Annotated in this window: 9 protein-coding genes; 3 read left to right on the top strand and 6 right to left on the bottom strand. The window is 62.6% G+C overall.

The features are described 5' to 3' along the window. The 3 genes from ABYW26_RS03880 to ABYW26_RS03870 form a co-directional block, all read right to left on the bottom strand. Positions 1-618: SDR family oxidoreductase (locus ABYW26_RS03880; protein ID WP_372603483.1), on the bottom strand; the 618-nt coding region annotated here is incomplete at its 3' end. Further along, positions 615-1,574, bottom strand: coding sequence for an alpha/beta fold hydrolase (locus ABYW26_RS03875; protein ID WP_372603482.1), 960 nt, complete (start codon positions 1,572-1,574; stop codon positions 615-617). The genes ABYW26_RS03875 and ABYW26_RS03880, both read right to left, overlap by 4 nt. 81 nt (positions 1,575-1,655) lie before the next feature. Next, a complete protein-coding gene (locus ABYW26_RS03870) occupies positions 1,656-3,230 on the bottom strand; it encodes an alkaline phosphatase family protein (RefSeq protein WP_372603481.1) in 1,575 nt (524 codons plus the stop codon). A gap of 208 nt (positions 3,231-3,438) precedes the next feature. On the opposite strand from ABYW26_RS03870, the gene ABYW26_RS03865 reads away from it, so the two are divergent. Continuing rightward, entirely contained in the window at positions 3,439-3,771 is a 333-nt protein-coding gene (locus ABYW26_RS03865; RefSeq protein WP_372603480.1) for a hypothetical protein, read from the top strand. 19 nt (positions 3,772-3,790) lie between these two features. Here the strand turns inward: ABYW26_RS03865 and ABYW26_RS03860 are convergent, their stop codons facing one another. Together ABYW26_RS03860 and ABYW26_RS03855 are read right to left on the bottom strand one after the other, a co-directional pair. Next, entirely contained in the window at positions 3,791-4,723 is a 933-nt protein-coding gene (locus ABYW26_RS03860; protein ID WP_372603479.1) for a sulfotransferase, read from the bottom strand. Between the two features lie 49 nt (positions 4,724-4,772). Continuing rightward, positions 4,773-5,765, bottom strand: a complete 993-nt coding sequence (locus tag ABYW26_RS03855) for a PHB depolymerase family esterase (protein WP_372603478.1) — start codon at positions 5,763-5,765, stop codon at positions 4,773-4,775. Between the two features lie 256 nt (positions 5,766-6,021). Between ABYW26_RS03855 and ABYW26_RS03850 the strand changes: the two genes are divergently transcribed. Next, positions 6,022-6,906, top strand: coding sequence for a sulfotransferase (locus ABYW26_RS03850; protein WP_372603477.1), 885 nt, complete (start codon positions 6,022-6,024; stop codon positions 6,904-6,906). Between the two features lie 2 nt (positions 6,907-6,908). Further along, positions 6,909-8,303 (top strand): hypothetical protein, encoded by a 1,395-nt coding sequence (locus tag ABYW26_RS03845; RefSeq protein WP_372603476.1) that lies wholly within the window; start codon positions 6,909-6,911, stop codon positions 8,301-8,303. A gap of 59 nt (positions 8,304-8,362) precedes the next feature. Here the strand turns inward: ABYW26_RS03845 and ABYW26_RS03840 are convergent. Further along, the coding region (locus tag ABYW26_RS03840) for an acyltransferase domain-containing protein (protein WP_372603475.1) at positions 8,363-11,732 on the bottom strand (3,370 nt) is incomplete at its 5' end.

Below are 11,732 nucleotides of genomic sequence, written 5' to 3'. Positions count from 1 at the left end.
GGTGTTCTCGATCAGCGGCGTTTTGACCGACCCCGGATAGACGGCGCTGACGCTGATCCCATCGGCGGCCACGTCATCGGCCAGGGCGCGGGTAAAGGCCGCCATGGCGAATTTCGTCGCACAATAGGCCGGGGCCAAGGGCCGGCCCCGCAACCCGTAAGGGGTTGTCGAAGAACAGATATTCACGATCGCGCCGCTGCCTTGCGCCTTCATCATCGGCAAGACCGCCATATTGGCCAGAAACACGCCATGCACGTTCACATCGACGACGGTTTGCCATTCCGACAGCGCCAGATCCTTGGTCGGCGGCGGCAGACGGCGGGCGTCGCCCTCGGAGGCGCCGATCCCGGCCGAGGCCACCAGCACATCGACCCGGCCGAAATGATCGGAACAGGCGCGCGCCATGGCAGTCATGTCCTCGGGCTTGCCGACATCGCCGGACAGCGCCAGATGGCGCCCCGGACCGGCCTCGGCCAACAGGCGGGCGGTCTCGGCCAGACGTTCGGGATTGCGACCGACGACCACCACGTGATCGCCGCGACGGGCAAAGGCAATGGCCAGCGCCTGACCGATGCCGCTGGTGCCGCCGGTTACGACGCTGACGGCGCGCGCGCTCACAATGCGTCCCCGGCGCGACGGCGGGCCCGTTGCAGCGGACGGCGGCGCAGGCGCACCCGTTGCCCACCGGGGCCAGTGCCATCAGCGGTTTCGCCGGTCACCGCCAGAAACCCGGCAAAGGACCGCGCGAACAGGCGCGGCTTGACCACGGGAAAGAAATGCCCGGCCTCGGGGATCAGCACCCGGCGGCTGTTGGGCATCAGGTCCAGCAGAATATCCGAGGTCGGCACGCAATGGGACAGCTTGCCATACATCAACAGCGTCGGCACCTGAATCGCCGACAGGGTCTGTTCATCCAGCGCGCCTTCGTCCTGAAGCTCGGCCTTGGCGGTGGTTTCCGCCAGCAGGGTTTCCCAGCGCTTTTGCCCGCGTTCGCCCATCCGGCGCGAGTTCATATTGATGCGCCGTTTGGGCGCAGCCCCGCCTTTGGCCCCGCGCCCGCCCCCCATGTGCTGACTGAGATCGGCCAGCAGACGGAAGTCGATCAATTCGTCATCATCCGGCAGGCCTTGGGCGCCAGCGGCCAGAAGATCGGCCTTCCAACGGCTCCAATAGGGCCACTCGGCCAAGGTCATCGGCGGTTGCAGGCTGCGGATCTGGGTATCGGCGACGGTCAGGGATTTGACCCGCTCGGGATATTGCGCGGCATAGGCCAGCGCCACCCGCGCGCCGTAGCTGTGGCCGACCAGATGGGTCTGGGTGATGCCCAAAGCGTCATGCAGTGCCGCCAGATCGGCAACCATCCGGTCCAGCGTATAGCCAGAGGGCGGCATCGAGCTGGCCCCGTGGCCGCGCAGATCATAGATCAGCAATTGCGCCTGCTGCATCATCAGCCGGCCCGGCCCCAGATACCAAAACGCCATATTGGTGCCGAGACCGTGAATCAGCGTCACCGGCACGCCTTGGCCAAGCTGCTGATAGCTTAGCTGGACATCTGGCAGATTCAGTGTCGCCATGTGCGCGTGCCATCCCGATCCGCAAAGCGCGGCGGCCTCTCCGACATCCGCCGGAAGAGGTCCGCCATACGCGTCACTGGATCAGTCCATATAGCCTAGGATTTTCATCTGCTTCAGCAGGGCCTCGCGTTCTTCCTCGGTCGGCTCGTTGTCATCCTCGGCGGTTTCCACGGTCACGGTCTTAGCCGCTTTCTTGACCTCACGGTCGCCTTTCAGCACCTCAAGCGGCACCCGGCCTTCCAGATCGTTCGGCACCGGCAGACCCAGCAGGGTCAGCATCAGCGGCGTCATATCCAGCAGGTTCAGAGCATCGACATGCTTGCCCTGCTCAAAGCTGGGGCCATAGCCGATGAACACGCCTTCGGGGCGGTGGGTGCCATCGGGATGCTCGCGCTGTTTCAGCACTTCGTCGGCATGCAGGATCGACACGAAGCCACCGTCGCGCAGGTGCAGGGTCAGGTCCGGGCACGGCTCGACAAAGCCGGTGCCGCGCATCTTGTTCAGATCGACGGCGGTGACGATTTTCTCGCCGTTGACCGGGTCGGTGATGTTCAGCAGCTCGTCGCGCAGCTTGAGGCAGAAATCCAGATAGTCGTCCTCGGTCACACCAACGCCATTGCCGAAGTCTTTCTTCAGATAGATCGCGTTGCTGCTGGGGGTCGGGCTGAAAGCCTTGGTTTTCTTCCAGTCGATCATGCCCAGATGGTCTTTGATCTTTTCAGCGGTCAACTGCCCGACATCATCGTTCTCGGCGACGTTCGACCAGGTCAGATAGCCATTCCGCGACAGCCATTCGTTGACATAGAAGATTTCGGTCGTCGGGCCAAAGCCGTGATCCGAAACGATCAGCACATCGGTGTCAGGACCGGCGGCTTCGACCATTTTGCGGATGTTTTCATCCATGCCGCGGTAGAAGTCGATCGAGCGGGCGCGCATTTCCTCAACCCATTCGTCATCGTCTTCCGAAGCATATTCCGGATCGAGGAAGCGCCAGAACAGGTGCTGAATCTTGTCGGGACCATCCAGAACCACCGCGGTGATGTCGGTGCGGTCCTTGTTCATCAACATGCAGGTCACGTCGGCCCATGCGGCGTCGCGCACATTCTGCAGTTCGATCCAGTCCTCGTGCTCGCCTTCCAGAAGGCCCTGCACGCATTTCTTTTCCTCGCCGATATCCATGCCGAGGTTCTTGTAGTCCAGCGTGTTCAGGCCCTTGATCTCGTCGAACAGGCCCGCCGGGTGGATGCCCTGACGCAGGTATTTCCACGGCACAAAGCCCGAGATCACATAGCCGTCGATCTTGGGCGCCGGCGCATGGCCGTAAAAGTTCAGCGCGGTGGCGCGCAGGCCGCCCCGGTTGGCCATCGACCACAGGGTTTCGCTGTGGTTATAGCGGCTGTCGTTGACCTTGAGATAGACGCTGCCATCGTTCAGGAACGACGGGCGCAGAAAGTCATAGATGCCGTGTGCCTCGGGGCTGCGGCCCGTGGTCATCGAGGTCCATGCCGGCGGTGTCAGCGGGTTGCGGGTCGACATCAGGCCGGCCTTGGTGCCGCCGTCGATCAGTGACTTGAGGAACGGAGTCACACCTTGCTCGCAAAACATATTCAGCAGCGTAAACGTGGCCCCGTCGAGCCCAATCATCAAAACGCTCATTACACCGTAACTCCTAATTCCTTAACAATTCCTCACGCATTCCGGCGGCTTTTCCCGCCCCTTTTTCAGGCACAGCGAAGGACCAGTTTGCAGTCGCAGAGACATCTATCATCCGACGCAAGGGACGAGCAACCGCCGACTGAATATAAGCTCAAAATTTGACGTAAGTGCGTCGACACTGCCTATCAAGCCCCCTATGTTACCGGCGATGATTAAGGATGGATCGTTTTCCGTGCAGAATGACTCGAAAAACCCCAAGGAATTGGACGACTCCACGCCCTCAGGCGGCATGAGCTTTCAGGACTTGATGCATCAGCAGGAAGAGCGCCAGCAGCAACTGCGCTATGTGCAGGAATTCCTTAATAATCCGCTATTGATCGAATTGGGCGACAGCCCGATCTCAACCTCGTCCACCAAGGAAGAGATCGAGGCCCGGCGTCGTGATCTGACCTATCGCGTCGATGTTCTGGGGGCGTTGATGGCGATCTTCATGGACGAACTCGACGTTCTGGACCGTTTTCAAAGCACATCCGACGACTAGGCGCCCAAATTTCGGGCGCTCAGCTGTATCCCATTTTTTTCGCACGCGACGTCACGTGCTCAGAGAAACCGGCGTCATCGGGGCGCCACGGCAGCGGGCCGTCAAGCCGGGTCTCGGGATCCGGGACAGGCAAAGCCGGGTTGGCCAGAAAATCGGCATCGTCCCCCATCAACGCGCCCAGCGGGCCGGGATGGGCAAAGGGCGAGGCCTCGGGGTGCTTCATCCGCTCAAGCGCGGCCGCGTCCGACGGCAACCCCAGCCAGTCGCAGATCCGCGTCAGCGTGGCATCGGGGTCGGTCAGCAGGTCTTCGCTGTGAATGGTCAGAACCTGCCCCTCGGGCAAGGCCCCGGTCATGGTTTCGATCGCATATTCGGCCCGCAGCCACAGGTATTGCGGGTCCAGAACATGCGGGGTCACGGATTCATCGAAGCCGCCCAAAAGGGTCACCACCGCGCCGCCGTCTTTCAGCGCCGCCTTGCCGTGGCTGCGCGGGTGGCGGGTGATATGGACGAATTGCGCGTCCGGGTAGCGGGCGATCAGGCGTTCGCGGGCGTCGGCCTCCAGCACGGTCGGCGTCACGCGCTCGACCAGACGCAACGGCGCAACCTTGGCGCGCAGGAAATCGAACACCCAATGGGTCGGCCAGTGCAGATGTTCGAACAGCCAGCGACGGGCGGCTTCGACCGACAGCACCGTTTGCTCGCCGGTCAAGAGATGCGCCAGCACCCGGATCAACCCATGTATTTGCGACCCGCGCGCCCCGGTCAGATCGCGCAGCAAACCGTCGAGGGTCTTTTGCAGAAACAGGTTGGTTTCCGGCAGGCCATACGCCCCCGGATTCCGCCCCAGCATCGCGGTCAGATGCGCGCCATGGCAGAATGGCCCGGCCAAAACAAAGACCGGTCGCGCAAGAGTATCGCCACCGGCGTTCATTTCAGTCGTCGCAGTCAATCAGATCATCCAGATAAAGCCCGCGCCCGATTTCGGGCGCGGTGCGCTGTCACAGACCATATCTGCGGAAAAAGCTCAACATGGTCGGTGTAGCGGACAGGTCTTTGGTGATTTTACCCGTCACGCGCATCTCGCGCTGATCCGCGCCGGGCCATGTATGGCCGCCATTGGCGATCAGATAAGAAATCACCTCGGACCCCGAACAGCTGAACGTGCGCTGAACAACCGTGGTGCCGTCATTCACCCGATCCGGCAGCGAGGTTTTGCTTTCGCCGCCGCAATGGTTGACCGACGTCCAGAACGCGATCGTTTCGGCGTTCGACACCACGTTGCCACCGGCCCCGGCCCCCAACAGTTTCGAGCTTTTGATCACCCCGCCATCGAACGGCATCAGCGGGTCGGTCGTGCCGTTGAAGAACATGATCGGAGCGGCGCGGCTGGGTTTACAGACCGGCAGCAGATTGCTGGGCATATTGGCAGCAATCACCGCGAACGCTGCGAAATCGCGGGTGTCATCACAGGCCAGACGCTGAACCATCATGCCGCCGTTCGAAATACCGGTGGCAAAGATGTGGTTGCGGTTCACGCCCAGATCGTCCTCAAGCAGGTTGATGATTGCGTGGACGAAGCCGACATCGTCGATTTTGGAGGTCGTGGTCTCGCGCCCGTCATTCCACTGGCGCCCGTCGCCGGCATTCGGGAAGACAGCGACAAAGCCCATCTGGTCCGCCGCAGCCGGCAGGCCCGAGGTTGCGGCCGTCTTGTCGCCGGTGCCCTGCCCGCCATGAAAGGCGAACACCGCCCCCTTGTTGGCCGACGAGTCGAAATTATCCGGCACATGCACATAAAATGTGCGGGTGATGCCGCCATGAACGATCGAATACAGATCCAGCCCCGGAGCGACCGAAACCACATCCGATTTCGCGTCGCGCCGCGCCTTGATTGCATCCCGGATGGGGCCGCTGGTCGCGGTCTGACACCCGGAAACCGACAGCACGACGGCAAGGCCGATTGCTGCGGTGATTGATGTAAGTTTTGACATTGGTTTTGCCTCAATTCCCTTGAGAAAGCCGGGTTCGGCATTTCCTGAACCGTGATATTTTCATCCAGTTTTGCAACACGGTAACAACGATCAGGCAAGAGCGCAATCAAACTGCCTTCACATCAGCGAGACGGCGCCAACCGGAAAAAACGCCAGAAAATACTGGCAACTCCACTGACCCACCGATAGATTGACCCCGTTCGAAACACCATACGACGCGCCACAGCGGTTTGCTCTCCAGACCTTGGGAAACTTCATGCCAGAACCATTATTTCTTTTGTCTGCTCCCCGGAGCTTCAGTTCGGTTACGGGCTCGATTCTGGGCCAGCATCCTCAGACCTATGGCCTGCCGGAACTGAACCTGTTTCTGGGTGACACGCTGGGCGAGGCGTGGAATGCGCTGGGGCATGTTCTGCCGCTGGGCCATGATGGCATCCTGCGCACGATCGCGGAACTGGTCGAAGGCAAGCAGACCGAAGAAACCATCGTCAGCGCCCGGCAATGGACCATCAAGAACGCTCATTGGCCAACGCGCAAGGTGTTCGACTTTATTCAGGAAGCCGTGGGCGACAAGATTCTGGTCGAGAAAAGCCCCAGCCTGACGCTGATGCCGAACGCGCTTGAGCGGATGTACAGCAACTTTCCCCAGGCCAGCTTTCTGCATCTCGTCCGCCATCCCCGCGCCACCGGGAAATCGGTTCTGGAACTGCACAAGAACTATGGCAAGCGCACGGGCGGCCGCACCTTGCTGGACCCCGAACAGCTGTGGCTGCGCTGTAATCAGAACGCCGCCGATTTCGGCGCGACCCTGCCCACCGGGCAGTATATGCGGATCAAGGGCGAGTGGCTGATGACCGACCCCTACACCTATCTGCCGCAGATCGCGCAATGGCTGGATATCGACGATGGCCCCGATGCGATCGAAGAGATGCTGCACCCCGAGAATTCACCCTATGCCTGCGTCGGCCCCGAAGGCGCGCCCTATGGCAACGACCCCAACTTTCTGAAGAATCCCAACCTCGACCGCGAACGGATGCAGAAGATTTCCGAGCCGCGCCTTGATGACGCGATCGACTGGCGTCCAGGCGAACATTTCACACGACCGGTCGTCAAACTGGCCAATCAATTCGGGTATCAATAACCATGGGCGACATTCTGGCCACCGAACAGTTCGAATTCATCGCCAAGAAAGGCCTCGGGCGCGCGCATAACGCGATCGCGCATTCGATGGCGGCCTTTGGTGACAGCCTGTATGTCGGGGCGACCTCGCCCTCGACCGCAGGCGAAGACACCTTGCCGCGCATCATGGCCTATAATCTGAAAACCCGCGAATGGACCACGGTCTATGAGCCCGAGCTGATCGAAACCACCGAGCGCGCCTCGGTGCCCGACGTGCAATTCGTCGGGGTCGAAAGCAAAGTCACCGACCGGCTGAAATCGCGCACCCCCGAAGACTTTATGGCGCGCGAATTCGGTTTTCGTTCAATGCTGGTGTTCAAGGGCAAAAGCGACAAGGCCCCGTGCCTGTATGTGGCGACCCTGTCGCGGACCGGCGGCACGATCCTGCGGTCCGAGGATGGCAAGACCTTTGAAATCGTCGGCGAACCCGGCTTTGGCAATGACGAGGTTCTGTCCTTCCGCGGCCTGACCGCGTTCAAGGACAAGGTATTCGTCGCCCCCGTCGGCACGATCACCAACGAATATATCGACCGCAACCTTGCCCCCGAGGCCCGGATCTATGTCAGCACCGACCCGGCCTCGGGCAAGTGGCAGGACGCTTGCGAGATCGGCTTTGGCGAAGACGGCAACCGCGCGATCTTCTCGCTCGCGGCGACCAAAAACTATGTCTATGCCGGCACCGGCAACCCGGTCACCGGGATGGAGCTGTGGCGCACCGACGCCAAAGGCAAAGCGCCCTACAAATGGGAAAAGGTTCTGGCGTTCGGCGGGTTCCGCTATGCCCAGAACTTTGCCACTGCCGCGATGGCCGAATTCAACGGTGCGCTCTATGTCGGCGGCGGGATCACCGGCTTTGGCTATGACAAGGCCCACGACATCGGCCCCGCCGCAGCCGAGCTGATCCGCGTCCATGACGATGGCAGCTGGGATCTGATCTTTGGCGAGGCCCGCTTTACCCCCGATGGTCTGAAAATTCCGCTTTCGGCGATGGGGCCGGGTCTGGACGATCCGTTCAACTCGATCGTCTGGTCGATGTGTGAACATGACGGTGTGTTCTATATCGGCACCCACAACTGGGAACCGGTCGAGGCCCTGAACAAGGGACGGGAAATCATCGGCGGCTATCAGCTTTGGGCCAGCAAGGATGGCGAAGAATGGGAAATGATCCTGTCCGATGGCTGTGGCAACCCGGCCTCAACCGGCATTCGCACGCTGTGCTCGACCAGCATCGGTCTGGCGGTCGGCACCAGCAACCACGCCAACCTGATGCAGTTCCTTGCCCGGATCAAACGCTCGAAAAATGCCTTTGACGGCAGCCATACCGGGTTTGAGGTGCTGATCGGGCACGATCCGGACTGAGCATCCGCCAGATCTGACGAAGAAACGGCCACCCGGTGATTGGGCGGCCGTTTTTGTTTTCAGGTGCCGGCAAAGGCGACGGCAAGGATCATATCGCCATCGCGGCATTGGCTGACGTGGATGTTTTGCTGTTCCGGCGCATCGACGATGGCCTGATTGCCTGCCACGTCCAGCGTCCGCAAGGCAAAGCGGCGCGGGCGCGCGGTCAGGCCGACGCCGATCATCTTGGCCGCGGCCTCTTTCGCGCACCAGACCCGCATGGCGCGTTCGTCCGTGGCCTCGCCCGCCAGCGCGATCGCCTGCTCGGCGTCCGAGAACGCCCCGGCCATCAGGTCCGGCGTAGAAATACGGCCGACGCGCTCCATGTCGATGCCGACCGACACGCCCGGCGCCGCCGCAACGGCCAAGGCTTGTCCGCCGGTATGGGTCAACGACAGTTCCGGCATCGGGCCAAGCGCCGACAGGCCCGCGCCAGTGGCGAAGGGTTTGCCGTCAGGCGTCACGCCGATTTCGATATCCGCGGGCAACAGCAGCAGACCATAATGCCGGTCGATCCAGGCTCGCGTCGCCTCTTTCAGGGCGATCCGGCCAACCAGCCAATCTTCGCGCCTGGCGGCACGGGGCGGCAGGGCCAGAAACGCGGCGCGTTCATCCGGGGTCAGCACGGTGTGGGTCAGAACCCGGCGCCAGATGCCGCCCGCGTCATTCAGGAACCCGGCGGGAAAGGCCGGAACCGACCAGACCAGACCGGCCTCGGGCAAGACCGCGAACAGCGCGCTTTGATCCTGCCCGTACCAGCCATCGCGCGGCTTGTAGCGGGCATGATAAAAGCTGTGCGGCACTTCGAAAAACCGGTCGCGCCAGCCGCGCACCGCCAGAACCGGTGCGCCGTCGGGCGTGGCGCAGGTGAAATCGCCACACAGATAGCGCGGCCCGTCAGTGCCGCCTTCGAACGCCACGCGGCCGCCGATGCGGAAACCGGCAGTGTCCTCGCGCCGGGCATCGAACAGGTCGATCCGTTCGATGCTGGACGGGAACGAGCTGAAATCCGTGCCCATGCCCTGCGCGATCCAGAACGCGGTGATATGCCCGACCGCATCCAGCAGCGCCGGGTTCAGGATCAGCGTCGCATTCGGCATATCGGGCGAGAAATCATCCAGCGGCGTATCCGCCATCACCGCGTCCAGCCCGCCCTGATCCCAGGCACTCAGACTTGAGATCGCGTGGAACAGCGGCCCGTGGAACATGCCGGTCGTATAGAGATCCTCGTCCCGCCACACCGGCGCCAGCGGCGCCTGAAGCGGTGGCAAGGTGAACCCGGCATCGGGCTGGGCGGTGCCCAGAACCACATTGGCCTCCATCAGGGTCGACTCGCCGCGCCGCACGCGGGCGTTAAACCGGGCCTCTTCGCTGCCGGTGGTCAGGCGGGTGGCCTCGATCGTCAGGGTGTCGAACCCGTCTTCGACCAGCACCCAGTCATAGGTGCGCACCTGTTCCAGACGCAGCACCGTCAGATCGGGCGCCAGCGCCGCCGCGGCCTCGGCCAGCATTTCCATGCTGACGGCCAAAGGCACGACCGGCAGACCGACACGCGACGGGTCCAGATCCGAGACTTCGGTGCAATACAGAACGTGGTCACGCAGGAACTGGTCGGTTTCCAGATCGACATCGCATTCGGCGATCAGGTGGTTTTCATCCAGTTCAAGCACCCGGTGCAGGAAATGCAGCGGCGCCTCGGGTTCGATCTGGTGCATGTCGCCAAAACTGCTGCTCAGCACGTGTTCCTGCATCCCAAGGAATTGCTGCATCAGGGCAAAATGTTCGGTCAGAACCGGCTCGGCCTCGGGCTGGTCCATCGGCACGGTGATTTCGGGCCGCAGCGCGTCAAACCGGGCCCGCAGCGGCGCGACCTCGTCTTCGGTCAGGCGCACCAGTTGCAGCGTGTTGTCGAACACCCGCGCACGGCTGGGCTTGGCCGGGGTTGCCAGATCGGTCGGGGTAATGTCGCGGTCCTGAAACAACGCCGCAAGCGCGACATCGCGCCCGGCGAGCCACAACCGACCCATGGTTTGCAGCAGGGTTTGCAGGCTGGGCCGACGACGCGAATCCAGCGGCAGCGCCTGCGCGTCGGTGCCTTTCAGCACGTCCTCGATAAAGCCGGTCAGATTGGCCGAGGGACCGATTTCGACAAACAGCCGCACGCCGTCGTCATACATCGCCTGCACGGTTTCGGTGAACCGCACCCGCGATTGCCACTGTTCGGCGGCAAGGCGTTGAATCTCGGCCACGTCCTGCGGCATTGGCTGCGCGGTAGCGCAGGAATAAAGCGGCAGCTTGGGCGGGTGGAATTCCATGCTGGCATAGACGCCTTCGACCATCTTGGCGACCGGCGCGAACAGCGAGGTGTGATAGGGCCGGTCAAACGGCAGGAAGGCGCAAAGCCCGCCCTCGGCCCGCAGCAGGGTGGCGATTTCCTCCATCCGCGCGCGGGTGCCATACAGCACCGATTGGTGGTGGCAATTGTCCAGCGCCAGATGAATGTCGTCGGCCTCGGCGATTTCAAGAATGCGGGTGCGGTCGATCGCGCCGACGGTCAACAGCGCCCCCGCCGCAACCGCGCCGACCTCTTCCATCTGTTGATACAGACGGTTCAGGTCCAGAATCCGCGCTTTCAGCCCGTCCCAGTCATCGCCGCCGATCACCCCGGCCGCGCGCAGGGCGCTGTGTTCGCCGCTGGAATGGCCGACCATCGCGTCGGGGCGCAGGCCCAGACGTTCGGTGACCGCCAGCAGAGACTGGCTGGCGACAAAGACCGACTCGGACCCGACTTCCAGCCCGAACAGCGCCTTTTCCAGCCGTTCGGACATCTCTGGCGACAGGGTCGAGGGCGGCGGGAATACGCAGGTGCTGGGCGCGATCGGGCGGCTGTCGCCATAGATGCCATCCCAGAAATCGAACCAGTTGCGGGCCTCGGGGAAGGCAATCAGAACGTCGCCCAGCATCCCCTGATATTGCGCGCCTTCGCCCGGAAACACGAAGGCCATCTTGCCGTCGATCCGTTCATCCGACGCGAAAATGCCCGAGCGCATCTGGAACTTGCCGCGGCCTTTGGACAGCCGCTCGGACGCTTTGCCCAGCTTGCTGTCCAGATCGGCAAGCGAGTCAGCGGTCAGCGCCAGACGGCTGGCCCCGGTCCCGGCTTCGGCGGCCAGGGCGGCAGCCACTTCCGAGACCAGAATTTCCGGCCGCTCGGCCAGCGTCGCGCGCAGGGCGTCGGCCTTGGCGGCAAGGGCCTGAGGCGTGTCCGCCGACATCACGATCAATTCGCAGGGCCAGGTCGCCGACGACGGCCCGGCGCCGATTTGCGGCGCTTCTTCCAGAATGGCATGGGTGTTGATGCCGCCAAAGCCAAAGGCGTTGACCCCGGCG

The organism is Actibacterium sp. (genome assembly GCF_041584535.1).
GTDB lineage: Bacteria > Pseudomonadota > Alphaproteobacteria > Rhodobacterales > Rhodobacteraceae > Actibacterium_D.
This window is presented reverse-complemented; position numbering and strand designations above follow the sequence as displayed.